20 protein-coding genes are annotated in these 22,196 nt (G+C 61.0%); 10 read left to right on the top strand and 10 right to left on the bottom strand.

Annotation, left to right across the window (positions count from 1 at the left end; all coding sequences use genetic code 11):
- Nucleotides 1–151 precede the first annotated feature (151 nt).
- Both LOY52_RS13770 and nudC read left to right on the top strand, forming a co-directional pair.
- Nucleotides 152–964 (top strand): crotonase/enoyl-CoA hydratase family protein, encoded by an 813-nt coding sequence (locus LOY52_RS13770; protein WP_258674356.1) that lies wholly within the window; start codon nucleotides 152–154, stop codon nucleotides 962–964.
- 6 nt (nucleotides 965–970) lie between these two features.
- Nucleotides 971–1,801 carry an NAD(+) diphosphatase gene (nudC, locus tag LOY52_RS13765; protein ID WP_258674354.1) on the top strand — a complete coding sequence of 277 codons (831 nt, stop codon included), beginning with the start codon at nucleotides 971–973 and terminating at the stop codon, nucleotides 1,799–1,801.
- Here nudC and LOY52_RS13760 read toward each other — a convergent pair.
- A complete protein-coding gene (locus LOY52_RS13760) occupies nucleotides 1,769–2,548 on the bottom strand; it encodes a TSUP family transporter (protein ID WP_258674352.1) in 780 nt (259 codons plus the stop codon). The genes nudC and LOY52_RS13760 overlap by 33 nt on opposite strands.
- A gap of 357 nt (nucleotides 2,549–2,905) precedes the next feature.
- Between LOY52_RS13760 and sfnG the strand changes: the two genes are divergently transcribed.
- Entirely contained in the window at nucleotides 2,906–3,988 is a 1,083-nt protein-coding gene (gene sfnG, locus LOY52_RS13755) for a dimethylsulfone monooxygenase SfnG (RefSeq protein WP_258674350.1), read from the top strand.
- A gap of 119 nt (nucleotides 3,989–4,107) precedes the next feature.
- Here the strand turns inward: sfnG and LOY52_RS13750 are convergent, their stop codons facing one another.
- The gene (locus LOY52_RS13750; RefSeq protein ID WP_258674348.1) at nucleotides 4,108–4,587 is read right to left on the bottom strand and encodes a nuclear transport factor 2 family protein; all 480 of its coding nucleotides are present in this window, start codon (nucleotides 4,585–4,587) and stop codon (nucleotides 4,108–4,110) included.
- A 56-nt stretch (nucleotides 4,588–4,643) separates the two neighbouring features.
- Complete coding sequence (locus LOY52_RS13745; RefSeq protein ID WP_258674346.1) at nucleotides 4,644–5,207, bottom strand: TetR/AcrR family transcriptional regulator; 564 nt, start codon at nucleotides 5,205–5,207, stop codon at nucleotides 4,644–4,646.
- A gap of 205 nt (nucleotides 5,208–5,412) precedes the next feature.
- Here LOY52_RS13745 and pssA point away from each other — a divergent pair, with 205 nt between their 5' ends.
- Nucleotides 5,413–6,756 (top strand): CDP-diacylglycerol--serine O-phosphatidyltransferase, encoded by a 1,344-nt coding sequence (pssA, locus tag LOY52_RS13740; protein WP_258674344.1) that lies wholly within the window; start codon nucleotides 5,413–5,415, stop codon nucleotides 6,754–6,756.
- Between the two features lie 110 nt (nucleotides 6,757–6,866).
- Here the strand turns inward: pssA and efeO (LOY52_RS13735) are convergent, their stop codons facing one another.
- Genes efeO (LOY52_RS13735) through efeU form a run of 4 tightly spaced genes read right to left on the bottom strand, consistent with a single transcriptional unit; the run spans nucleotide 6,867 to nucleotide 11,095 of the window.
- Nucleotides 6,867–7,691, bottom strand: a complete 825-nt coding sequence (efeO, locus tag LOY52_RS13735) for an iron uptake system protein EfeO (RefSeq protein ID WP_258674342.1) — start codon at nucleotides 7,689–7,691, stop codon at nucleotides 6,867–6,869.
- A gap of 25 nt (nucleotides 7,692–7,716) precedes the next feature.
- Nucleotides 7,717–9,015, bottom strand: a complete 1,299-nt coding sequence (gene efeB, locus LOY52_RS13730) for an iron uptake transporter deferrochelatase/peroxidase subunit (RefSeq protein ID WP_258674341.1) — start codon at nucleotides 9,013–9,015, stop codon at nucleotides 7,717–7,719.
- Nucleotides 9,016–9,032: 17 nt separating this feature from the next.
- On the bottom strand, nucleotides 9,033–10,232 hold the full coding sequence (gene efeO, locus LOY52_RS13725) for an iron uptake system protein EfeO (protein ID WP_258674339.1): 1,200 nt from the start codon (nucleotides 10,230–10,232) through the stop codon (nucleotides 9,033–9,035).
- An 8-nt stretch (nucleotides 10,233–10,240) separates the two neighbouring features.
- Complete coding sequence (efeU, locus tag LOY52_RS13720; RefSeq protein ID WP_027611967.1) at nucleotides 10,241–11,095, bottom strand: iron uptake transporter permease EfeU; 855 nt, start codon at nucleotides 11,093–11,095, stop codon at nucleotides 10,241–10,243.
- Between the two features lie 289 nt (nucleotides 11,096–11,384).
- On the opposite strand from efeU, the gene LOY52_RS13715 reads away from it, so the two are divergent.
- The 6 genes from LOY52_RS13715 (at nucleotide 11,385) to LOY52_RS13690 (ending at nucleotide 18,459) form a co-directional block, all read left to right on the top strand.
- Nucleotides 11,385–12,401 (top strand): AraC family transcriptional regulator, encoded by a 1,017-nt coding sequence (locus tag LOY52_RS13715; RefSeq protein WP_258674337.1) that lies wholly within the window; start codon nucleotides 11,385–11,387, stop codon nucleotides 12,399–12,401.
- Between the two features lie 261 nt (nucleotides 12,402–12,662).
- A complete protein-coding gene (locus LOY52_RS13710; RefSeq protein WP_258674336.1) occupies nucleotides 12,663–14,327 on the top strand; it encodes an AMP-binding protein in 1,665 nt (554 codons plus the stop codon).
- Between the two features lie 15 nt (nucleotides 14,328–14,342).
- Complete coding sequence (locus LOY52_RS13705; RefSeq protein WP_258674334.1) at nucleotides 14,343–15,104, top strand: SDR family NAD(P)-dependent oxidoreductase; 762 nt, start codon at nucleotides 14,343–14,345, stop codon at nucleotides 15,102–15,104.
- A gap of 12 nt (nucleotides 15,105–15,116) precedes the next feature.
- Nucleotides 15,117–16,310: an acetyl-CoA C-acyltransferase gene (locus LOY52_RS13700; RefSeq protein WP_258674333.1), complete on the top strand. Its 1,194-nt coding sequence runs from the start codon at nucleotides 15,117–15,119 to the stop codon at nucleotides 16,308–16,310.
- A 130-nt stretch (nucleotides 16,311–16,440) separates the two neighbouring features.
- On the top strand, nucleotides 16,441–17,568 hold the full coding sequence (locus tag LOY52_RS13695; RefSeq protein ID WP_027611962.1) for an acyl-CoA dehydrogenase: 1,128 nt from the start codon (nucleotides 16,441–16,443) through the stop codon (nucleotides 17,566–17,568).
- 117 nt (nucleotides 17,569–17,685) lie between these two features.
- Complete coding sequence (locus LOY52_RS13690) at nucleotides 17,686–18,459, top strand: enoyl-CoA hydratase (protein ID WP_258674332.1); 774 nt, start codon at nucleotides 17,686–17,688, stop codon at nucleotides 18,457–18,459.
- 131 nt (nucleotides 18,460–18,590) lie between these two features.
- On the opposite strand, the gene LOY52_RS13685 is transcribed toward LOY52_RS13690, so the two are convergent.
- From LOY52_RS13685 to LOY52_RS13675, 3 genes are all read right to left on the bottom strand, one after another.
- Complete coding sequence (locus tag LOY52_RS13685; RefSeq protein ID WP_258674330.1) at nucleotides 18,591–19,742, bottom strand: acyl-CoA dehydrogenase family protein; 1,152 nt, start codon at nucleotides 19,740–19,742, stop codon at nucleotides 18,591–18,593.
- 3 nt (nucleotides 19,743–19,745) lie between these two features.
- Entirely contained in the window at nucleotides 19,746–20,852 is a 1,107-nt protein-coding gene (locus LOY52_RS13680; RefSeq protein WP_258674328.1) for an enoyl-CoA hydratase/isomerase family protein, read from the bottom strand.
- A gap of 646 nt (nucleotides 20,853–21,498) precedes the next feature.
- Nucleotides 21,499–22,185 carry an HPP family protein gene (locus tag LOY52_RS13675; RefSeq protein WP_258674326.1) on the bottom strand — a complete coding sequence of 229 codons (687 nt, stop codon included), beginning with the start codon at nucleotides 22,183–22,185 and terminating at the stop codon, nucleotides 21,499–21,501.
- Nucleotides 22,186–22,196 lie beyond the last annotated feature (11 nt).

Below are 22,196 nucleotides of genomic sequence, written 5' to 3'. Positions count from 1 at the left end.
AGTCAAAAGATCGCAGCCTTCGGCAGCTCCTACACGGATTGATGGCACCTACCTGACCTTGTGGCAGTCAGTCCCGCATTTGGCCGAACCGCCATCGTGATGCCTTGTTATAGTTCGGGCCTCATTTTCTGCCCGGTAAAGGATCACTGCCATGACTCAATACACCGCCTTCAGCGTCGAACTGGCCGACAACATCGCGCATGTGCAGATCAATCGCCCGGAAAAGATCAACTCGATGAACGCCGCGTTCTGGAGCGAGATCGTCGAGATTTTCCAGTGGATCGATGACACCGATGAGGTGCGGGTGGTGGTGCTGAGCGGCAACGGCAAACACTTTTCCTCCGGCATCGACCTGATGATGCTCGCTGGCGTCGCCAACGAACTGGGCAAGGACGTCGGCCGTAACGCGCGCCTGCTGCGGCGCAAGATCCTCACCCTGCAAGCCTCGTTCAACGCCGTCGACAACTGCCGCAAACCGGTACTGGCGGCGATTCAGGGCTATTGCCTCGGCGGTGCGATCGACCTGATCGCCGCGTGCGACATGCGCTACGCTGCCGAAGACGCACAATTCTCGATCAAGGAAATCGATATCGGCATGGCCGCCGATGTTGGCACTTTGCAACGGTTGCCACGGATCATCGGTGACGGCATGCTGCGTGAACTGGCTTACACCGGGCGTACCTTTGGCGCCGAAGAGGCGCGCAGCATCGGTCTGGTCAATCGCGTTTACGCTGACAAGGAGCTGCTGCTTGAAGGCGTGATGGACATTGCTCGCGACATTGCCAGCAAATCGCCAATCGCGGTCACCGGCACCAAGGAAATGATCAGCTACATGCGCGATCATCGCATCGACGACGGCCTCGAATACGTTGCCACCTGGAACGCCGCCATGTTGCAATCCACCGACTTGCGCGTGGCCATGGCCGCCCATATGAGTAAACAGAAACCCGAATTTCTGGATTGAGAAACCATGACAGCTCGCTGGACCACTGCAGTACTGGACACCGATCAACCCGGCGGCTGGGCCGTGGCGCGCAGCCCCGAAGGCTTTCTGTTCGATGACAACGGCGCGCTGTTCCCGCGGGAATGGCTCAAGCGTCAAGACCTGTCAGTCCTCGCCGAACATGGCATCGGCCATCTTGATGGCGAGCCGGTGTATCTGCTGGAGCTGCGCAGTTCCAGCGACGTGCCGGGCTGCAACTGGAAAGGTCTGCGGGCGTTCATGCTCGAAGGCGATCACACGATTTACAAAGTGCTGGGTTATGCCGCGCAGATCGGTACCTGGGCGCGTGAACATCGCTTTTGCGGCAACTGTGGGCAGGCGATGACGCAGGTGCCGCGTGAGCGAGCGATGTATTGCCAGCCGTGCGACCTGCGCAGTTATCCACGGATTTCGCCGAGCATGATCGTGCTGATCACGCGCGGAGACGAGATTTTGCTGGCGCGTTCACCGCGTTTCGTCACCGGGGTCTACAGCACGCTGGCCGGGTTCGCCGAGCCGGGCGAGTCGGCGGAGGATTGCCTGATTCGCGAAGTACGCGAGGAAGTCAGCATCGAAGTGAAGAACATCCAGTACATGGGCAGCCAGTGCTGGCCGTTCCCGCATTCGATGATGCTCGGCTTCCATGCCGAATATGCCGGGGGCGAGATCGTCTGTCAGGAGGACGAGATCGAGGACGCCCAATGGTTCAACGTGCACGATCTGCCGCCGTTGCCGGCGTCAAAATCGATTGCCCGTTACCTGATCGACGTCTACGTGGCGCGCCGCTTAGGCCACGCTGAACCAGTGTTGCCAGGCTAGGCGCACGGTCAAACCCAATACCACGGTGATGAACACCGGACGAATGAACTTGGCGCCGCCGCTGATCGCGGTGCGCGCCCCGAAGAATGCGCCGACCATCACCGACAGGCCCATGCTCAGGCCGATGATCCAGTCCACTTGCCCGGAAAACACGAATACCGACAACGCCGCGATGTTGCTGACGAAGTTCATGCTGCGCGCCACACCGCTGGCCTTGACCAGGTCGATCGGGTAGAGCAGCAGGCTGCTGACGGTCCAGAACGCACCCGTGCCAGGGCCAGCCACGCCGTCGTAGAAACCGAGGCTGAAGCCTTGGGTCGATTGCCATTTCTTCTTGATCGGCGCGTCGCTGTCCAGCGGCGCTTTGGGCGTGCCGCCGAACAACAGATACAGGCCACAGGCGAAGACGATCGCCGGCAGCATCTTGTTCAGCCATTCCGCCGGCAGGTAGTGCGCGACGATGGCACCGGTGAGCGCACCGACCAGGGTGCCGACGATCGCGTGCATCCACTGTCGAGGGTGGAACAGTTTGCGTCGGTAGAAGGTGAAACTGGCGGTGGCCGAGCCGAAAGTCGAACTCAGTTTGTTGGTGCCCAGCACCAGGTGCGGTGGCAGGCCGGCAGTGAGCAGCGCCGGGGTGGTCAACAGACCGCCGCCGCCGGCAATGGCGTCGATGAAACCGGCAATGAAAGCGACAAGGGCCAGAACGGCCAGGGTGGTGAGGTCAACGCTGAGTTCGAAAGGCATGGAATCGGCTTATTCGGCAGGGCGCAGAAGGGCTGCGGGGAAGGGCTGACATGTTACTCATTTCCAAGTGTTGCGGCGACCCGTAAAGCCCCATCGCTGGTAAGCCAGCTCCCACAGAGATCTCTAGTGAACACAAATTTTGCGAACATACCGGAAACCTGTGGGAGCTGGCTTGCCAGCGATGAGGTCAGCTCAGACACCAACTATTAAACTGTTGCCCAACCAACACCTCGACAACAAATCACCCTCCAACAACGCAACTCCATCAGCCTCAAGCACAATAAAACCGGGCGCCCGAAGCCTGGCACGCTTGCTGCTCTGTCCCATTGACCTTCCCAATGTCCCGAGGACACGCCAATGAGCAAGCAAGCCGTGAAATTCGCCTACTGGGTGCCGAACGTCAGTGGTGGCCTGGTGGTCAGCAAGATCGAGCAGCGCACCGACTGGGGCATCGACTACAACCGCAAACTGGCGCAACTCGCCGAAGCGGCGGGGTTCGAGTACGCCCTGACGCAGATCCGCTTTACCGCCGGTTACGGTGCCGAGTTCCAGCATGAGTCGGTGGCGTTCAGTCATGCGCTGCTGGCGGCTACCACCAAGCTGAAGGTGATCGCGGCGATTCTGCCGGGCCCATGGCAACCGGCGCTGGCGGCCAAGCAACTGGCGACCATCGATCAACTCACCAGCGGCCGGATTGCGGTGAACATCGTCAGCGGTTGGTTCAAGGGCGAATTCCAGGCCATCGGCGAACATTGGCTGGAACACGACGAGCGCTATCGGCGTTCCGAGGAATTCATTCGCTCGCTGCGCGGGATCTGGAGCCAGGACAACTTCAGCTTTCGCGGCGACTTCTACCGCTTCGACAATTACACCCTCAAACCGAAACCGCTGGGCCGCCCGGAAATCTTCCAGGGCGGCAGTTCCCGTGCGGCACGAGACATGGCCGCGCGGGTTTCGGACTGGTATTTCACCAATGGCAACAGCGTCGAAGGGATCAAGGCGCAGGTCGATGATATCCGGGCCAAAGCAGCGGCCAACAAGCATTCGGTGAAGATCGGCGTCAACGCTTTTGTCATCGCCCGCGACACTGAAGAAGAGGCGCGCGCGGTACTGGCGCAGATCATCGACCAGGCCGACCCGGAAGCGGTGAACGCCTTTGGTGACGCGGCGAAACAGGCGGGCAGGGCGTCGCCGGAAGGTGAGGGCAACTGGGCGAAATCGACGTTCGAGGATCTGGTGCAGTACAACGATGGCTTCAAGACCAACCTGATCGGCACGCCACAGCAGATTGCCGAGCGGATTGTGGCGCTGAAAGCGGTGGGGGTGGATCTGGTGTTGGCGGGGTTTCTGCACTTTCAGGAGGAGGTGGAGTATTTCGGCAAGCGGGTGTTGCCGCTGGTGCGCAAGCTGGAGGCTGAAAGGACTGCCGCAGTAGCCTGAAAAAACACAAAACCCCTGTAGGAGCTGCCGAAGGCTGCGATCTTTTGCCTTTGATTTTTTAAAAGCAAGATCAAAAGATCGCGGCCTTCGGCAGCTCCTACAGGGGGAGTTATGTGGACTTAGAGGTCTAGGTCGGAAAGCCCCGGATGATCATCCGGACGCCGACCCAGCGGCCAATGGAATTTGCGCTCGCTTTCCTTGATCGGCATGTCGTTGATGCAGGCGTAGCGCTGGAACATCAGCCCGTGCTCATCGAACTCCCAGTTTTCGTTGCCGTAGGAGCGGAACCAGTTGCCCGAATCGTCGCGCCATTCATAGGCGTAACGCACGGCAATGCGTGTGTCGGAGTAAGCCCAGAGTTCCTTGATCAAGCGGTAGTCCAGCTCTTTGGCCCATTTACGGGTCAGGAACGCCTTGGCTTCTTCGCGATTGTTGGCGAACTCGGCGCGATTGCGCCATTTGGTATCGAGGGTATAAGCCAGCGATACCCTTTCAGGGTCACGTGAGTTCCAGCCATCTTCGGCCAGACGTACTTTTTCGATAGCCGATTCACGATTGAACGGCGGTAAAGGCGGACGCACTTGGGCAGCAGTCGACATTTTCAGTCTCCCGATCTAATTAACGATTAAACAACGGTTGAGGCTTATTTAAGGCGTTACAGGTCCAATAACTTACGCGCCATGCATTGCGCATTATCAGCGGCACTGTGATCACCCATCACAAGCGCTACGGTAATGGCGCCGTCAATCAGGATCAGCAATTGTCTGGCCAGACGTTGCGGATCTTCGACGCCATGTTCGGTACACAGCTCGCACAGGTAGTCGAGCAGCTTCTGTTTGTGGTCTTTGGCGACCTGGCGCACCGGGTCTTCAGGATCGCCGGTCTCGCCACTGGTATTGATGAAGGCACAGCCGCGGAAGCCTTCCGAGGCGAACCAGCCCTTGAGTACGGTAAACAGGTTGAGCAGACGGTCGGCCGGGGTTTCGGCCTGATCGACGGCGCTACGGTACCAGTGCATCCAGCGCATATCGCGGCGTTGCAGGGCAGCGACGGTCAGCTCCTCCTTGTTGGCGAAGTAGCGGTAGATGCTTTTTCTGGAGACGCCGGCGGTTTTCACCAGAAGATCCATGCCGGTGGCCGCGATGCCACTTTTGTAGATCAACTTTTCGGTGACATCCAGAATGATGTCGCGGGTCGAGGTGTCATTGATTTCGTTCATGTGGCGAACAGTAGAACGATCGTTCTCCTTGGTCAAGCATTGATTTTCAGAGTGCTTTCGCGAGCAGGCTCGCTCCCACAGGGGAATGCATTCGAATGTGGGAGCGAGCCTGCTCGCGAAGGGGACATTACAGACAGTAACAAGACCCGAACCGGTTGATGGTGTAAGCTCTCGGGTTCTTCGGATTCGACCCATTGCGAGCCCTATGCCGTTGCTTTTCAAACGCTCTTTGCTGCCCAAACTGCGCAGCTTTCCGCTGACTCCCGAGGCCGTGACCATTCTGTCCGGCGCCGCCGAGTTCCGTCGTTGCCTGCTGGAGAAAATCGCCGAGGCGACCCGGCGCATCTACATCGTTGCGCTGTATCTGCAGCACGACGAGGCCGGTCAGGAAATCCTCGATGCCTTGCACGCCGCCAAGCTCAAGCGCCCGGAGCTGGAGATCGTCGTGGTGGTTGACTGGCTGCGCGCCCAGCGCGGGCTGATCGGTGCCGGCAAACAGCCGGGCAACTCGGCGTGGTACCAGGAAATGACCCGCACCCATCAGAGCGAAGTGCCGGTCTACGGCGTGCCGGTGCAGACCCGCGAACTGTTCGGCGTTCTGCATCTGAAAGGCTTCGTGATCGACGATTGCGTGGTTTACAGCGGTGCGAGCCTGAACAACGTCTACCTGCACAAGTTCGACAGGTACCGGTTCGACCGTTATCACGTGCTGCACAGTCGCGAACTGGCGGACTCGATGCATCATCTGGTCAAGCATGGCCTGATCGAGTCCAAGGCTGTGCATCGCCTCGATCTGCCCAACCTGCCGACCACCCGCAGCCTGCGCAACGACATCGGCGATCTGCGCAGCCGTCTCAAATATGCGGCGTACGACACCAGTGCTGGCAGCACGGCACATACCGGCCTGTCGGTGAGTCCGTTGCTCGGAGTGGGCAAGAACAACCCGTTGAACCGGGTGATTGTCGAGCTGATCGCCAGTGCGCAACAGCAACTGACCATCTGCACGCCTTACTTCAACCTGCCGCTGCCAATCATCCGCGAGGTCAACCGTGCGCTGGCCCGTGGGGTGAAGATCGACATCGTGGTCGGCGACAAAACCGCCAACGATTTCTACATTCCGCCGAGCGAGCCGTTCAAGGTGATTGCGGCGCTGCCGTATCTGTACGAAATCAGCCTGCGGCGTTTTGCCAAGCGGCATCAGCGCAACATCGACAGCGGTCAGTTGAACCTGCATCTGTGGCGGGACGGCGACAACAGCTATCACCTCAAGGGCATGTGGGTCGACCAGCGCTATACGCTGCTGACCGGCAACAACCTCAATCCACGGGCGTTCCGTCTCGACCTGGAAAACGCGCTGCTGATCGATGATCCGCAAGGCGAGTGGCTTGAGCCACGGGCGAAGGAGCAGCAAGAGATCTTCCGCAACACCACGCGGATTGCCAGCTTCCAGAACCTGGAGACTCTGCCGGAGTACCCGGCGGGGGTGGCGAAGTTTCTCAAGCGGGTGAGTCGGGTGCGGATCGAGCGGTTGCTCTACCGGATTTTGTAACCGTTAAAAGCAAAAGATCGCAGCCTCCGGCAGCTCCTACAGTGGGAATGTGAACACCCTGTAGGAGCTGCCGAAGGCTGCGATCTTTTTTTACCGGCGACTCAAATCCGTCAGTTCAGACCCAGCTTGCCACGCAATGTGGACAGGTCTTCCGCCAAGGTATTGACCGGGCCAACCAGCGCCTTGCGATCGTTTTCCTTCACCTTGTCATAAGTCTCGAAACCACCGTCTTTGGTCTTGTACTTGGCAAGGATCTTGTCCACGGTGGCGAAGTTCTTGTCGACTTTGGCGACGAACGCCTTGTCCTGTTTTTCGATCTGCGGACGGAACAGGTCGACGATTTTCTTCGCGCCGTCGATGTTGCCCTGGAAGTCGTACAGGTCAGTGTGGCTGTAACGGTCTTCTTCACCGGAGATCTTGGTCGCGGCAACCTCTTCCAGCAAAGCAGCAGCACCCCCGACGACTTTCTCCGGCGGGAAGGTCAGGCCGGCGACGCGGGTCTGCAGGTCTTTCACATCGCTGTCCAGCTTGTCCGCCAGAGCAGTCAGACCTTCGGTGGTCTTCTCCGAGAACAGCGAATATTCGAGGCGGTGGAAACCGGTGAAGTCTTCAGCCTTCACGCCTTTTTCGTGGTCGTCGACGCGCGAGTCGATGGATGCATCCAGGTCACTGAACAGCTCGGCAATCGGCTCGATCGACTCGTAGTAGACGCGGGTCGGCGCGTAGAGCTTTTGCGCGGTGGCCAAGTCACCTTTTTTCACCGCATCGGTGAATTGTTTAGTGTGGCTGCCCAGTTCATCCAGTTGCTCGGTGACATAGATCTTGTAGTCCGACACCGGGCCGACCAGATCCAGTGGCGCCGTCGCGGCGAACGCCGACAGCGGGAGGTTGAGCAAACCGAGGGTCAGCAGTAATGCGAGTGGCGACTTTTTCATGGAGCGGCTCCGAGGGTTTTTATGGTTAGGCAGCTGTTTTGGGTTGGGTGGCGTTGAGCAGCGAGCGACCGATGAAATCCTTGTCGCCGGTGACACCCGGAAGGGTGAAGAAGTAACCGCCGCCGACCGGTTTGAGGTATTCCTCAAGCGGCTCGCCGTTGAGCCGGGTCTGCACGGTGATGAAGCCTTTTTCCAGATCGGCCTGGTAGCAGATGAACAGCAGGCCCATGTCGAGCTGGCCGTTCTTGTTGACGCCGTTGGAGTAGTTGAACGGCCGGCGCAGAATCAGGTTGGCCTGGCTCGCGGCGGTGCGCGGGTTGGCCAGGCGAATGTGCGCGTCGAGTTTGGTCAGTTTGCCTTCCGGGTCCTTGCTGTAATCCGGGACCTCGGTTTCATGGTTGGCACCCATCGGTGCGCCGGTGGTTTTGATCCGGCCGATGATGCTTTCCTGTTCCTGCAGCGGCGTACGGTCCCAGCGCTCGACGAAATTGCGGATGATCCGCACCGCTTGATAGCTGCCGTGCGCCGCCCACGCCGGCTCATCGCTGCCCGGTTGCACCCAGACAATCTTGTCCATGGTCTTGGCATCGTTGGAATCGGGGTTGGCCGAGCCGTCGCGGAAACCGAGGAAGTTGCGCGCCGATTGCGCCGGCACCCCCGGTTTCGCCGGGGCTTGCGGCGGCACGCTGCCTTCCTGCTTCCAGCGCACCAGCAGCAGGTCCGGCAGGTTCTTGACGATGTCGCGCAGGGCGTGAATGTTGGTGTCGGCGGTGTTGGAGCAGAATTGCAGGCTCAAGTCGCCGTGGCAGCAATCGGCCTCCAGCGCATCGTTAGGGAAACCGACCATGCGTTGCAGGCGCTTCGGTTTGGCAGCGGCCAGGCCGAAACGCTCGTCGAACAGCGACTCGCCCACCGAGACGGTGATGGTCAGGTTGTCCGGAGTCACCACCGGGCCGAGGATGCCGGAATCCGGCGGCGGCAGTTTCGGGTCGATCTGTGCCACCGGGCCGCCCTTCATCAGAAACGCAATGCGCTCGTTGAGGGTGCGAAACAGCCGCTCAAGGTCTTCGCGATCACTGGCCAGCACGTCGAACGACACGAACATGCCGGACGCCGGACGCGGAGTGACGATGCCTGTCTGGTGCACGCCATGGAAATCGTGGCGGTCTTCGGTCTTGTCGCTGCTCGGCGCTTCGGTGACCTGCGCCGGCGCCGCTGCCATGGCCGGGCAGCTCAGGGCCGAACCGGCCAGTGCGACGCCGGCGACACCCATGCCCATCAGCAGGCGGCGACGTTGCAGGTCGAGGTTTTGCAATTCTTTCATCGGTATTCGTCTTCTGCTTACAGGCCGGAAAGGCCGAGGGCGGGATCGATGCCATCCAGAGCGTCAGCCAGGGCCTGAGCCTTGTCGGCGATCTGTTTGCGTTGTTCGCCGCTGACCGTGTCGTAAGTGGCGTAGCCGTCCTTGACCTTGAAGCTGTTCAGTACGCTGTCGAAATCGCTCAGCGCCGCGTCGATTTTCGGCAGCAGCTCCGGCGCCGACTTGGTCAGCATCGGCCGCAGCAGCTCGACCACTTTGTGTGCGGTTTCCAGGTTGCTGGCGAAGCCGTTGAGATCGGCGTGGCTGTAGCGTTCCTCTTCACCTCTGGCGGCGCGCACGTCGGCCAGAGTGTTGAGGTTGCGCACCACGATGCTCACCAGTTGCTCCGGTGGCAGTGATTGGGCCAGCAGTTGTTGTTTGAGCGTGGTGACGTCGGCCAGCAGTCGCTCGGCGACCGGGTTCAAACGGTCGAGGCTGCGTTGCTGGAACAGCGCGTATTCGATGCGGTGGAAACCAACGAAGGCCGGATCCTGTTCGCGTTTTTCGAAGTAATCGGCGCGGGCATTGATGCTGTTGTCCAGTTCGGCCAGCCGTTGCGCGGCAGGTGCCAGACGCTGGTAAGCGGCACGCGCCGGCAGGTACAGCGCTTGCGCCTGGGCCAGGTCGCCGCTGGTAATGGCGTCATTGAGCGCAGTCACAGCTTTGATCAGTGCGCTGCTCTGGCTCGCCAGATACACGCGGAACTCCGACAGCGGCCCGACGAACGCGACCATCGATGGCTTGGCCTTGGCGGCAGCATCGGACGCCGCCGTCGGCGTCACGTGCAGCACGCCGCGAGGATTGCTCAGCAGGCCGCAAGTGATCGCGTAGTCGCCGGGTTGCAGGTTGGCGTTGATCACCTGGCTCAGGCCCGGCGCGATGTTTTCGCGTTCCTCGATCACCAGCACGCCGTCGAGGATTTCCCATTCCACTGCGCGGTCGGAGCGGTTGACGATGCGGAAACTGGCGCGGCCGGCAGGAACCGTCAGCTCGTTCGGATCACAGCTGTGGGCGTTGATGTTGACCACCACTTCGTCATGGTTGTGCTGACGCTTGGCCGCGGCCATTTTCGAGGCGTAGTAGAACAGGCCACCGGCGGCGATCATCACGACCACCGAACCGGCCACCGCCCAGCGCAAGGCGCGGGGAGGCGAGGCCTGAGGAGTATTAGGCTTTGACATGGGGGCCCTTATTGGCTGGAAACGGAAGACGATTTGCCGGCGGCGTCAGCGCTGGAGGCCGGCGCGGCGGGGTAGAAAAACATCACCAGCGCCAACACCAGATAGATCAGGTACGCACCGAGAGTGCTGACGGTCGGCGCATCCTGATACCCGAACATGCCGGCCAGCACCGAACCCAGCGGGCCGTCCATCGGCAGCGTCGCGCTGAAGTCGAACAGCACGGTTTGCAGGTGATTCCACACACCGGCTTCATGCAGCGCCTGCACCGAATTGGCGAGGATCCCGGCGGCGACCACCAGAATGAACAACCCGGTCCACTTGAAGAACGCCGACAGGTTCAGGCGCATGCTGCCGCTGTAGATCAGGAAACCGACGACAATCGCCAGCACCAGACCGAGCAGGGCACCGATCGGCGCGCCCGGGCCTTCGCTCTGCTGAAACACGGCGAGCAGGAAGAACACGGTTTCCAGGCCTTCGCGAGCCACGGCGAAGAACACCATGGCGATCAGCGCGATTACCTGATGCTTTGACGAAGTCAGGGCGTGATCCAGCGAGGCCTGCAACGAATGCTTGATCGAACGCGCGACCTTGCGCATCCAGAACACCATCGAGCTGAGAATGCCCACCGCGACCAGACCGACAATGCCTTCAAACAACTCCTGCTGTTTTTGCGGGAATTCGGCGCTGACCAGTTCCAGACCACCGCCGACCAGCAGCGCCAGGGCGGCGGCGAGAAACACGCCGATCCACACCGCCGGCATCCACTGGCCACGGCCGGTCTGTTGCAGGTAGCTGGCGATGATGCCAACGATCAGCGCGGCTTCAATGCCTTCGCGCAGCATGATCAGAAAGGGAACGAGCATTGCGGCAACCACGAGTGATTTAGATAGGTGGCTAAGTTGTAACATAATGACACTCATTCCCAAATGGGGATGGTTGACATTTACCTGAACATTCGCTGAACGACCTGTTTTTCGCCCCCGCACCTTCCTCTTGTAGGAGCTGCCGAAGGCTGCGATCTTTTGACTTTGATTTTTAAAAACAAGATCAAAAGATCGCAGCCTTCGGCAGCTCCTACAGGGGATTCGTGCTGGATTCGCATCCTGCGTTAAGATGCCCGTCACCCGAAAACAACAAGGTCTGCCTCGCTCCATGTCGGAAAAAGACACCATTGCCGTTCAACTGGTGCGTGAAGCGCTGCTGCAAAGTTGTGCCCCGGGCGTGGCCACGGATGAAGTCTTGAACAAGGTCGGGATTGCTCCGGCCCTGCTGCACAGCGAACAGGGGCGAGTGCCGGCCTCGCAATACGCGAAACTCTGGCGCTTGTTGGCCCGGCGCGGTGATGACGAGTTCTTCGGCATGGACCCACGCAAGCTCAAGTCCGGCAGCCTTGAGTTCCTCTGTCGTAGCGCCATGATGCAACCGACGCTGGCCGCCGGCCTGGGCATGGGCCTGAATTTCCTCTCCTTGATGCTGGAAAAAATGCCCGCGCAATTGGCGCATCAGCAGAGCCTGGCGGAAATCGTCCTGCTCGAAGACGACCCCGAACCGCGTCGGGCCTTTACCTATTTCACCTACTGGATGATCGTCCATGGCGTGGCCTGCTGGCTGGCGGGGCGGCGGATTCCGATTTTGGCGATCGAACTGCGCTGCGCGGAACCTGATTTCTGCGACGACTACCGGGTGATGTTCTCGGAAAACCTGCGCTTCGACCGTCCACGCACGCGGATGATCTTTGCTGCTGACTGCCTTGATCTGCCGATCAAGCGTACGGCCGAGGAACTTAAACGCTTTCTGGCCCATGCGCCGGCGAACATTCTGGTGAAATACCGCGACCCGGAAAGCCTGGCCAGCCGGATCAAACAGGATCTGCGGCAGCTACCCGCCGAACAGTGGCCGGAGACCGATGCCCTGGCGCAACAGCTGTGCATGTCCGCCTCGACCCTGCGCCGGCGATTGTCCGAGGAGGGGCAGACCTACCAGGGCCTCAAGGACAGCGTGCGCAAGGAGCTGGCAATCAGCTGGCTGGCGGAGCCGTCGATCAGCTTCGTCGAAATCGCGACGCGGCTGGGGTTTGCCGATGCGAGCTCGTTCTACAAGGCGTTTCGCAAGTGGTCGGGATCGAATCCGGGGCATTACCGCACCCTGATCCTTAACGAAGCGGTCTGATCCGACGCACATTTGGAATGCGCCTCCCCTGTAGGAGCTGCCGCAGGCTGCGATCTTTTGCCTTTGATGTTCTAAAAAACAAGATCAAAAGATCGCAGCCTGCGGCAGCTCCTACAGGGTTTTTTTTGTCATTGTGCAAGCATGGCCAAACCAGTCAGCCACTTTGATGGCTTTGACCATTGCCGCCTCAGCGCCGCAGCGCGACTATCCCTGTGTTGTTTACGGTTCCCAGCCTAATAAAAACACCGAGGGATTCTGGCAATGCGCGATTACTTGTCTGCCACCGAACAGTTCAACTATCAGCACACCGTGGACGCTGCGCTCAGCGGCACGCTGGAGGCGCTCAACGCCTGCGTCGAATGTTGCGACCGCCACGCCTTGCCGGGGCGCATTGCGTTGTTCTGGGAGGGCCGCGACGGCGCGAGTGCCACGTACACCTTCAGCGAGCTGCAAGACCAAGCCGCGCGTTTCGCCAATTTCCTTCGCGAACAAGGCGTGCAGAAGGGCGACAAGGTCGCCGGCCTGCTGCCACGCAACATCGAATTGCTCATCACCGTGTTCGCCACCTGGCGCATCGGCGCGGTGTATCAGCCGCTGTTCACCGCGTTCGGCCCCAAGGCCATCGAGCATCGCCTGAACAGTTCCGGCGCCAAAGTGGTAGTTACCGACGCGGTCAACCGGCCAAAACTCGCTGAAGTCAGCGAATGCCCGACCATCGTCACCGTTGGGGGCGCCAAAGGTCAGGGCATCGTCCGTGGCGATTTCAGTTTCTGGGCCGAACTGGCCAACTATTCCAATCTCTGCGAGCCGGTGCTGCTGAGCGGCGAAGATCCGTTCCTGCTGATGTTCACCTCGGGCACCACCGGCCCGTCGAAAGCGCTGTCGGTGCCGCTCAAGGCGATCGTCGCGTTCCAGAGCTACACCCGCGACGCGGTAGATCTGCGTCCTGAGGATTCGTTCTGGAACGTCGCCGATCCGGGCTGGGCCTACGGCATCTATTTCGGCGTCACCGGCCCGCTGTCGATGGGCCACCCGATCACCTTTTACGATGGCCCGTTCACCCTCGAAAGCACCTGCCGGGTGATCAACAAATACGCCATCACCAACCTCACCGGCTCGCCGACCGCGTACCGCTTGCTGATTGCCGGTGGCAACGAGTTCGCCAAGTCGATCAAGGGCAAGCTGCGCATCGTCAGCAGCGCCGGCGAGCCGCTGAATCCGGAAGTGATCCGCTGGTTCGCCGACAACCTCGACGTGGTGATTCACGACCACTATGGCCAGACCGAACTGGGCATGGTCCTGTGCAATCACCACGGCCTGCAGCACCCGATCCACCTCGGCGCCGCCGGTTTCGCCTCGCCGGGCCATCGCATCGTGGTGCTCGACGAGCAGTACAACGAACTCGGCGTCGGCCAGCCGGGCATCCTCGCCATCGACCGCACCCAGTCGCCGATGTGCTGGTTCGGCGGCTACGAGGGCGTGCCGACCAAAGCCTTCGTCGGCGATTACTACCTCAGCGGCGACACGGTGGAATGGAACCCGGACGGCAGCATCAGCTTCGTCGGGCGTAGTGATGACGTGATCACCACTTCCGGCTACCGCGTCGGTCCGTTCGACGTCGAGAGCGCGCTGATCGAACACCCGGCGGTGGTCGAAGCCGCCGTGGTCGGCAAGCCCGATCCGGAGCGCACCGAACTGGTCAAGGCCTTCGTCGTGCTCAATCCGCAATACCGCGCCGAACCGGCGCTGGCCGAAGAGCTGCGGCAACACGTGCGCAAGCGTCTGGCCGCGCATTCGTACCCGCGTGAAATCGAATTTGTCAGCGAATTGCCGAAAACCCCAAGCGGCAAATTGCAGCGCTTTATCTTGCGCAACCAGGAAATCGCCAAGGCTCAAGAGGCTGCGGCGCATAACGTTTCAGCTTGAATCAGGAAGTCAGTCATGCAGATCGAGAACAAGGTTTTTATCGTCACCGGCGGCGCCTCGGGCCTGGGTGCAGCCAGCGCTGAATTGCTGGTGAATGCCGGCGCCAAAGTGATGCTGGTGGACATGAATGCCGAAGCGCTAGCCGCCCAGGCCCAGCGCCTCGGCGCGCACAGCGTGGTGGCCGACATTAGCAATGAAGCCGCAGCGGAAGCCGCCGTGCAGGCGACGCTCAAAGCCTTTGGCAGCCTCAACGGTCTGGTCAACTGCGCCGGCATCGTCCGTGGCGAAAAGATTCTCGGCAAGAACGGCCCGCATGCGCTGTCGAGTTTTGCCCAGGTGATCAACGTCAATCTGATCGGCAGCTTCAACATGCTGCGTCTGGCCGCAGCGGCCATCGCCGAGAGCGAAGCCAATGCCGATGGCGAGCGCGGGGTAATCATCAACACCGCCTCGGTCGCTGCGTTCGACGGCCAGATCGGTCAGGCCGCGTATTCCGCCTCCAAAGGCGCGATCGCCAGCCTGACCCTGCCAGCCGCCCGTGAACTGGCACGCTTCGGCATCCGCGTGATGACCATCGCCCCGGGCATTTTCGAAACCCCGATGATGGCCGGCATGACTCCGGAAGTGCGCGAGTCGCTGGCCGCTGGCGTGCCGTTCCCGCCGCGTCTTGGCAAACCTGCCGAGTACGCCGCGTTGGTTCGGCATATCATCGAAAACAGCATGCTCAATGGTGAGGTGATCCGTCTCGACGGCGCCTTGCGCATGGCCGCCAAGTAAGGAGGATTTGTCATGACTATTGCCAACGATCCGATTGTTATCGTCAGCGCCGTCCGCACCCCGATGGGCGGTTTTCAGGGCGAACTGAAAAGCCTCACCGCGCCGCAACTTGGCGCTGCAGCGATCAAGGCTGCGGTTGAGCGCGCAGGCGTTGCCAGCGATGCGGTTGATGAAGTGTTGTTCGGTTGCGTATTGCCTGCCGGCCTCGGTCAGGCGCCGGCACGGCAGGCAGCCTTGGGCGCCGGGCTGGATAAATCGACGCGCTGCACCACGGTCAACAAGATGTGCGGCTCGGGCATGGAAACCACCATTCTCGCCCACGACATGCTGATCGCCGGCAGCGCCGATGTGGTGATCGCCGGCGGCATGGAAAGCATGTCCAACTCGCCGTACCTGCTGGACCGTGCCCGCGCCGGTTACCGCATGGGCCATGGCCGGGTGCTCGATTCGATGTTCCTCGACGGCCTCGAAGACGCCTACGACAAGGGCCGTCTGATGGGCACCTTCGCCGAAGACTGCGCCGAAACCAACGACTTCAGCCGTGAAGCCCAGGATGCGTTTGCCATCGCTTCGACCACCCGCGCCCAACAGGCGATCAAGGACGGCAGCTTCAAGGCCGAGATCGTGCCGCTGACCGTGACCGTCGGCAAAGAGCAGGTGCTGATCAGCAACGACGAGCAGCCGCCGAAAGCCAAACTGGACAAGGTTGCCTCGCTGAAACCGGCATTCCGCGACGGCGGCACGGTGACGGCGGCCAACTCCAGCTCGATCTCCGACGGTGCGGCGGCACTGGTGCTGATGCGCCAGTCGCAAGCGCAGAAACTCGGGCTTAAACCGCTGGCGGTGATTCATGGTCACGCGGCGTTTGCTGACACACCGGGCCTGTTCCCGGTGGCACCGATTGGCGCGATCAAGAAGCTGGTGAAGAAGACCGGTTGGGCGTTGAACGAGGTCGATCTGTTCGAAATCAACGAAGCGTTCGCCGTGGTGGCGATGGCGGCGATGACCCATCTGGAAATCCCCCACGACAAACTCAACGTGCACGGCGGCGCCTGCGCGCTGGGCCATCCGATCGGTGCCTCGGGCGCGCGGATTCTGGTGACCTTGCTCTCGGCCCTGCGCCAGAAAAACCTGAAGCGCGGAATCGCGGCGATCTGCATCGGCGGCGGCGAAGCCACGGCGATGGCCGTGGAATGCATCTACTAAACGCACTCCCCCTGTAGGAGCTGCCGAAGGCTGCGATCTTTTGATCTTGCTTTTAAAATCAAAGGCAAAAGATCGCAGCCTGCGGCAGCTCCTACAGGAGATCGTGCGTAACCCGGATTAAGGATTCACCATGATTCCCAACGAAGACCAGACCCAGATCCGCGACATGGCCCGGCAGTTTGCCGAGGAGCGGCTGAAACCGTTCGCCGCCGAGTGGGATCGCGAGCATCGTTTCCCCAAGGAAGCCATCGGCGAAATGGCCGAACTGGGCTTCTTCGGCATGCTCGTGCCGGAGCAGTGGGGCGGCTGTGACACCGGCTACCTGGCGTACGCCATGGCCCTGGAAGAAATCGCCGCCGGCGACGGCGCCTGCTCGACCATCATGAGCGTGCACAACTCGGTGGGCTGCGTGCCGATCCTCAAGTTCGGCAACGACGACCAGCGCGAGCGCTTCCTCAAACCGCTGGCCAGTGGCGCCATGCTCGGCGCCTTCGCCTTGACCGAACCGCAGGCAGGTTCCGACGCCAGCAGCCTGAAAACCCGCGCGCGCCTCGAGGGCGATCACTACGTGCTCAACGGCTGCAAACAGTTCATCACTTCCGGGCAGAACGCCGGGATCGTGATCGTGTTTGCGGTGACCGATCCGAGTGCCGGCAAGCGCGGCATCACGGCGTTCATCGTGCCCACCGATTCGCCGGGCTACAAAGTCGCCCGGGTCGAAGACAAGCTCGGCCAGCACGCGTCGGACACCTGCCAGATTCTGTTTGAAGACGTGAAGGTGCCGGTGGCCAACCGCTTGGGTGAGGAGGGCGAAGGCTACAAGATCGCCTTGGCCAACCTCGAAGGCGGGCGGGTCGGCATCGCGTCGCAAGCGGTGGGCATGGCCCGCGCTGCGTTCGAAGCGGCCCGCGATTACGCCCGTGAGCGCGACACCTTTGGCAAGCCGATCATCGAGCACCAGGCCGTGGCCTTCCGCCTCGCCGATATGGCCACGCAGATCGCCGTCGCCCGGCAAATGGTGCATTACGCCGCAGCCCTGCGTGACAGCGGTCAGCCGGCGTTGGTCGAGGCTTCGATGGCCAAACTGTTCGCCTCGGAAATGGCCGAGAAGGTTTGTTCGATGGCGTTGCAGACGCTGGGCGGTTACGGTTATCTCAACGATTTCCCGCTGGAACGCATCTACCGCGACGTGCGCGTCTGCCAGATCTACGAAGGCACCAGCGATATTCAGCGCATGGTTATCTCACGAAACCTTTAACCCCAACCTTGTAGGAGCTGCCGCAGGCTGCGATCTTTTGCCTTTGATTGTTAAAAACAAGATCAAAAGATCGCAGCCTGCGGCAGCTCCTACACGGTACAAATTCAGGAGTCATGTATGAGCTACGAAACGATTCTGCTGGAACACCACGGCCGCGTCGGCCTGATCACCCTCAACCGTCCGCAGGCGCTGAACGCGCTGAACGCGCAACTGGTCAGCGAAGTGAACCATGCCCTCGATGCTCTGGAAGCGGATGCGAACATCGGTTGCATCGTCATCACCGGTTCGAAGAAAGCCTTCGCCGCCGGCGCCGACATCAAGGAAATGGCCGAACTGACCTATCCGCAGATCTACATGGATGATCTGTTCAGCGACAGCGACCGTGTGGCCAACCGCCGTAAGCCGATCATTGCTGCGGTCAACGGCTTTGCCCTCGGTGGCGGCTGCGAACTGGCGCTGATGTGCGACTTCATCCTCGCCGGTGACAACGCCAAATTCGGCCAACCCGAAATCAACCTCGGCGTGCTGCCGGGCATGGGCGGCACTCAGCGCCTGACCCGCGCCGTGGGCAAGGCCAAGGCCATGGAAATGTGCCTCAGCGGGCGAATGATCGATGCGGTGGAGGCCGAGCGCTGTGGCATCGTCGCGCGGATCGTGCCGAGCGATGAGCTGCTCGACGAGGCGCTGAAAGTCGCCGCGGTGATCGCCAGCAAGTCGTTGCCGATTGCGATGATGGTCAAGGAAAGCGTCAACCGCGCCTTTGAGGTCAACCTGACCGAAGGCGTGCGCTTCGAACGCCGGGTGTTCCATGCGGCGTTTGCCACGCAGGATCAGAAGGAAGGGATGGCGGCGTTCGTCGCCAAGCGTGCGCCGGAGTTTACCGGTAAGTAATGTTGCGTCCTCACTCACGCTATCGCGGGCTTGCTCGCGAAGCTTTTGAGGCAACATCAAAAGATCGCAGCCTTCGGCAGCTCCTACACCGGTTTCCTGTAGGAGCTGCCGAAGGCTGCGATCTTTTGCTTTTACAGTTGGTAGTTCTTCAGCTCCCGCGCAATCACCATCCGCTGAATCTCGCTAGATCCCTCGTAGATCTGGGTAATCCGCGCATCGCGGTAGTACTTCTCGACCGGATAGTCCTCCAGATACCCATACCCGCCATGAATCTGAATCGCCGAGGAGCAGACCTTTTCGGCCATTTCCGAGGCGAACAGCTTGGCCTGCGACGCTTCCGACAGACACGGTTTGCCCGCCGTGCGCAGGCGCGCCGCGTGCAGGATCATCAAGCGCGCCGCGTTGATTTGCATGTGCATGTCGGCCAGCAGGTTGGCGATGCTCTGGTGTTCGTTGATCGGCTTGCCGAACTGGATGCGATCGCGGGAATACACCAACGCCGCCTCAAACGCCGCCCGAGCGATGCCCAAGGCTTGCGCAGCAATGCCGATGCGGCCGCCTTCGAGGTTGGACAGGGCGATCGCCAGGCCCTTGCCGCGCTCGCCGAGCAGGTTGGCCTCGGGAATGCTGCAGTTGTTCAGGGTCACCGCGCAGGTGTCGGAGGCGCGGATGCCCATCTTGTGTTCGGTGCGATCGACGATGAAACCCGCAGTATCGGTGGGCACCAGGAACGCGGAAATGCCTTTCTTGCCCAGATCCGGATCGGTCACCGCAAACACGATCGCCAGTTTCGCCCGTTTGCCATTGCTGACGAATTGTTTGGCGCCGTTGATCACCCACTGGCCGTCACGCAGTTCGGCGCGGGTGCGCAGATTGTGCGCTTCGGAGCCGGCTTGCGGTTCTGTGAGGCAGAAGCAGCCAATCGTCTGGCCACTGGCAAGATCCGCCAGCCAGGCCTTTTTCTGTTCTTCGCTGCCGTAATTCATCACCGGTCCGCAGCCCACCGAATTGTGGATGCTCATGAACGCACCGGTGGCGCCGTCGCCGGCAGAAATCTCTTCCACCGCCAGCGCATAGGCCACGTAATCGACGTAAGTGCCGCCCCATTCCTCGGGCACCACCATGCCGAGCAAACCGAGTTCGCCCATCTTCGCCACCAGCGCGTCGTCGATCCAGCCGGCCTTTTCCCAGGCTTGCGCATGCGGCGCGATTTCGCCACGGGCGAAGTCCCGGGCCATGTCGCGGATCATTACTTGTTCTTCAGTCAGTTCGAGATCGTGCATGGCTCAGCTCCCGCTCTCAGTAAAACCGTGAAAGAAACTCGCGACATGCCCGGCGTTCAGCGCAGCGAGGGTCGGCGGGTTCCAGCGCGGTGTCTTGTCTTTGTCGATCAGCAGGGCACGCACGCCCTCGATCAGGTCGCCGCGTTCGAACCACTGGCGATCCAGATGCAGTTCGAGGGCGAAACAGTGTTCCAGGCTCAAGTGCCGACCGCGACGCAGCATCTCCAGGGTCACGGCCATTGCCAGTGGCGAGCGGGTTTCCAGCAGGTCAGCGGTGGTGGTCGCCCACTCATGGCTGTCGGCGACGGTGACTGCGCGCAGTTGCTCGACAATGCTCGGTACGTCCGGCAGGGCGAAGAAATGGTCGATGGCCGGGCGCAGTTTCTCCAGCGGCGCATCGGCCAGGGCTTGCACGCCGTTTTTGGCGAGCAGGCCCTGCAGATCCTTGAGCGGCGTGTCGCGCCATTCCAGGTGATCAAGCTGTTCGTCGAGGCTCGGCAGTTTGCTGCTGTCGACAAACCAGTCGGCCAGCCCGCAGTACAACGCATCAGCCGCGCGAATCTGCACGCCGCTGACGCCCAGATAGATCCCCAGTTCACCGGGAATCCGCGAGAGGAAATAGCTGCCGCCGACATCGGGAAAGTAACCGATCGCCACTTCCGGCATCGCCAGACGGCTCTTTTCCGTAACCACCCGAAGATCCGCACCTTGCACCAGGCCCATGCCGCCGCCGAGGACGAAACCGTCCATCAAGGCCAGCACCGGTTTGCGGTAATGATGAATCGTCAGGTCGAGGGCGTACTCCTCGACGAAGAAATCTTCGTGCAGCGTAGCGCCGCTTTTGAAGCTGTCGTACAGCGAACGAATGTCGCCACCGGCGCAGAACGCCTTTTCACCGGCACCGCGCAGCACCACGGCGTGCACGCTGGCGTCAGTCGCCCAGGCATCGAGTTGCTGCTGCAACTGACGAACCATGTCGAGGGTGATGGCGTTGAGACCGGCGGGGCGGTTGAGGGTCAGGTGACCGATGTGATTGCGAACCTCGGCCAGCACTTCGTCTGGCGTGGCATCCATGGACGGCGTCCGCGGGGATGAAGCCTGAGCAGTCATCACTAACTCCCTGCTTTTATTGTCTTTATTCGAGAAGCTCGCGCGCGAGCGTTGACGGATCGTAACAGTGCAAATTTGCCGTGTACAACCGGGATATGTGCAGGGGGAGTTTGCGTTTTTGCCTTAAGGAAAAATCGCTATTTGCTGATGTAGGGACTGCCGAAGGCTGCGATCTTTTGATCTTGAAAGATCGCAGCCTCGTTGCACTCGACAGCTCCTACAGGGAGCGTGGGGTGTCAGGAGAAGACTTCGCCGATGCTGCGGCGTTTGACCGCTATCTGCGGGTGTAGGAGCTGCCGAAGGCTGCGATCTTTTGATCTTGAAAGATCGCAGCCTCGTTGCACTCGACAGCTCCTACAGGGAGCGTGGGGTGTCAGGAGAAGACTTCGCGATGCTGCGGCGTTTGACCGCTATCTGCGGGTGTAGGAGCTGCCGAAGGCTGCGATCTTTTGATCTTGAAAGATCGCAGCCTCGTTGCACTCGACAGCTCCTACAGGGAGCGTGGGGTGTCAGGAGAAGACTTCGCTGATGCTGCGGCGTTCGACCGCTATCTGCGGGTGTAGGAGCTGCCGAAGGCTGCGATCTTTTGATCTTGAAAGATCGCAGCCTCGTTGCACTCGACAGCTCCTACAGGGAGCGTGGGGTGTCAGGAGAAAACTTCGCCGATGCTGCGGCGCTTGGCGTGCAGTTCGCTCGCATGAATCAGTTGTTCGAGGTCTTCGGGGGTGACGTCGATAAACGCTTCCATGTCGGCCAGTGCCAGTTTCAAATCCTCGGCGGTAATTGCCTGGCTATCGACTGGCACCAGTGCCGGCGTTGGCTCGGCCGGGCGTTTCGGATAGCGGATGCGCGTCAGGTTGTTGTAGGCCAGCGCGCTGAGCAGCATGCACGCGGCGGCGAGCATCACCGGTTCCATGGCTTTCCAGTCCATGGCGATGGTGGCGGGATCGGCCAGCACCAAGGTCAGCGCCAATGCGCCGGCCGGTGGATGCAGGCAACGCAGCCAGCACATCAAGATCAGCGCCATGCCCGCCGCCAGGCAGGCGCTCCCCAAGGTGCGACCGAGGACGTGGGCCACCAGCAGCGCGACCACGCTGGCGCACAGGTAGCCGCCGATGATCGACCATGGCTGGGCGAGGGCGCCGGAAGACACGGCAAACAGCAACACGGCCGAGGCGCCCAACGGCCCGATCAGGTGGTACGCGACCTCGATGCCGAACACCTGACTGCACGCCCAAACGCTGAACAAAGTGCCCAGCGCCATGCCGATCGCGGCGCGGCTCCATTCGGTGGGGCGGGTGTTGATGGCGGCGGGCAACCAGCGAGCGAGCATGTGAATCAGGT

It is taken from the genome of Pseudomonas sp. B21-051 (assembly GCF_024748795.1).
Classification (GTDB): domain Bacteria; phylum Pseudomonadota; class Gammaproteobacteria; order Pseudomonadales; family Pseudomonadaceae; genus Aquipseudomonas; species Aquipseudomonas putida_A.
Note: the sequence above shows the minus strand (reverse complement) of the source record. Positions and strands in the feature narration are given on the sequence as shown.

Bases quoted from the DNA above. Each gene is read 5' to 3' on its own strand.
- efeO (WP_258674342.1), bottom strand. From the start codon at position 7,691: ATGAAAAAGTCGCCACTCGCATTACTGCTGACCCTCGGTTTGCTCAAC.
- nudC (WP_258674354.1), top strand. From the start codon at position 971: ATGACAGCTCGCTGGACCACTGCAGTACTGGACACCGATCAACCCGGC.
- efeU (WP_027611967.1), bottom strand. From the start codon at position 11,095: ATGCTCGTTCCCTTTCTGATCATGCTGCGCGAAGGCATTGAAGCCGCG.
- LOY52_RS13770 (WP_258674356.1), top strand. From the start codon at position 152: ATGACTCAATACACCGCCTTCAGCGTCGAACTGGCCGACAACATCGCG.
- LOY52_RS13715 (WP_258674337.1), top strand. From the start codon at position 11,385: ATGTCGGAAAAAGACACCATTGCCGTTCAACTGGTGCGTGAAGCGCTG.
- LOY52_RS13760 (WP_258674352.1), bottom strand. From the start codon at position 2,548: ATGCCTTTCGAACTCAGCGTTGACCTCACCACCCTGGCCGTTCTGGCC.
- LOY52_RS13680 (WP_258674328.1), bottom strand. From the start codon at position 20,852: ATGACTGCTCAGGCTTCATCCCCGCGGACGCCGTCCATGGATGCCACG.
- LOY52_RS13710 (WP_258674336.1), top strand. From the start codon at position 12,663: ATGCGCGATTACTTGTCTGCCACCGAACAGTTCAACTATCAGCACACC.
- LOY52_RS13695 (WP_027611962.1), top strand. From the start codon at position 16,441: ATGATTCCCAACGAAGACCAGACCCAGATCCGCGACATGGCCCGGCAG.
- LOY52_RS13700 (WP_258674333.1), top strand. From the start codon at position 15,117: ATGACTATTGCCAACGATCCGATTGTTATCGTCAGCGCCGTCCGCACC.
- LOY52_RS13675 (WP_258674326.1), bottom strand. From the start codon at position 22,185: ATGCTCGCTCGCTGGTTGCCCGCCGCCATCAACACCCGCCCCACCGAA.
- LOY52_RS13750 (WP_258674348.1), bottom strand. From the start codon at position 4,587: ATGTCGACTGCTGCCCAAGTGCGTCCGCCTTTACCGCCGTTCAATCGT.
- LOY52_RS13685 (WP_258674330.1), bottom strand. From the start codon at position 19,742: ATGCACGATCTCGAACTGACTGAAGAACAAGTAATGATCCGCGACATG.
- sfnG (WP_258674350.1), top strand. From the start codon at position 2,906: ATGAGCAAGCAAGCCGTGAAATTCGCCTACTGGGTGCCGAACGTCAGT.
- efeO (WP_258674339.1), bottom strand. From the start codon at position 10,232: ATGTCAAAGCCTAATACTCCTCAGGCCTCGCCTCCCCGCGCCTTGCGC.
- pssA (WP_258674344.1), top strand. From the start codon at position 5,413: ATGCCGTTGCTTTTCAAACGCTCTTTGCTGCCCAAACTGCGCAGCTTT.
- LOY52_RS13690 (WP_258674332.1), top strand. From the start codon at position 17,686: ATGAGCTACGAAACGATTCTGCTGGAACACCACGGCCGCGTCGGCCTG.
- efeB (WP_258674341.1), bottom strand. From the start codon at position 9,015: ATGAAAGAATTGCAAAACCTCGACCTGCAACGTCGCCGCCTGCTGATG.
- LOY52_RS13745 (WP_258674346.1), bottom strand. From the start codon at position 5,207: ATGAACGAAATCAATGACACCTCGACCCGCGACATCATTCTGGATGTC.
- LOY52_RS13705 (WP_258674334.1), top strand. From the start codon at position 14,343: ATGCAGATCGAGAACAAGGTTTTTATCGTCACCGGCGGCGCCTCGGGC.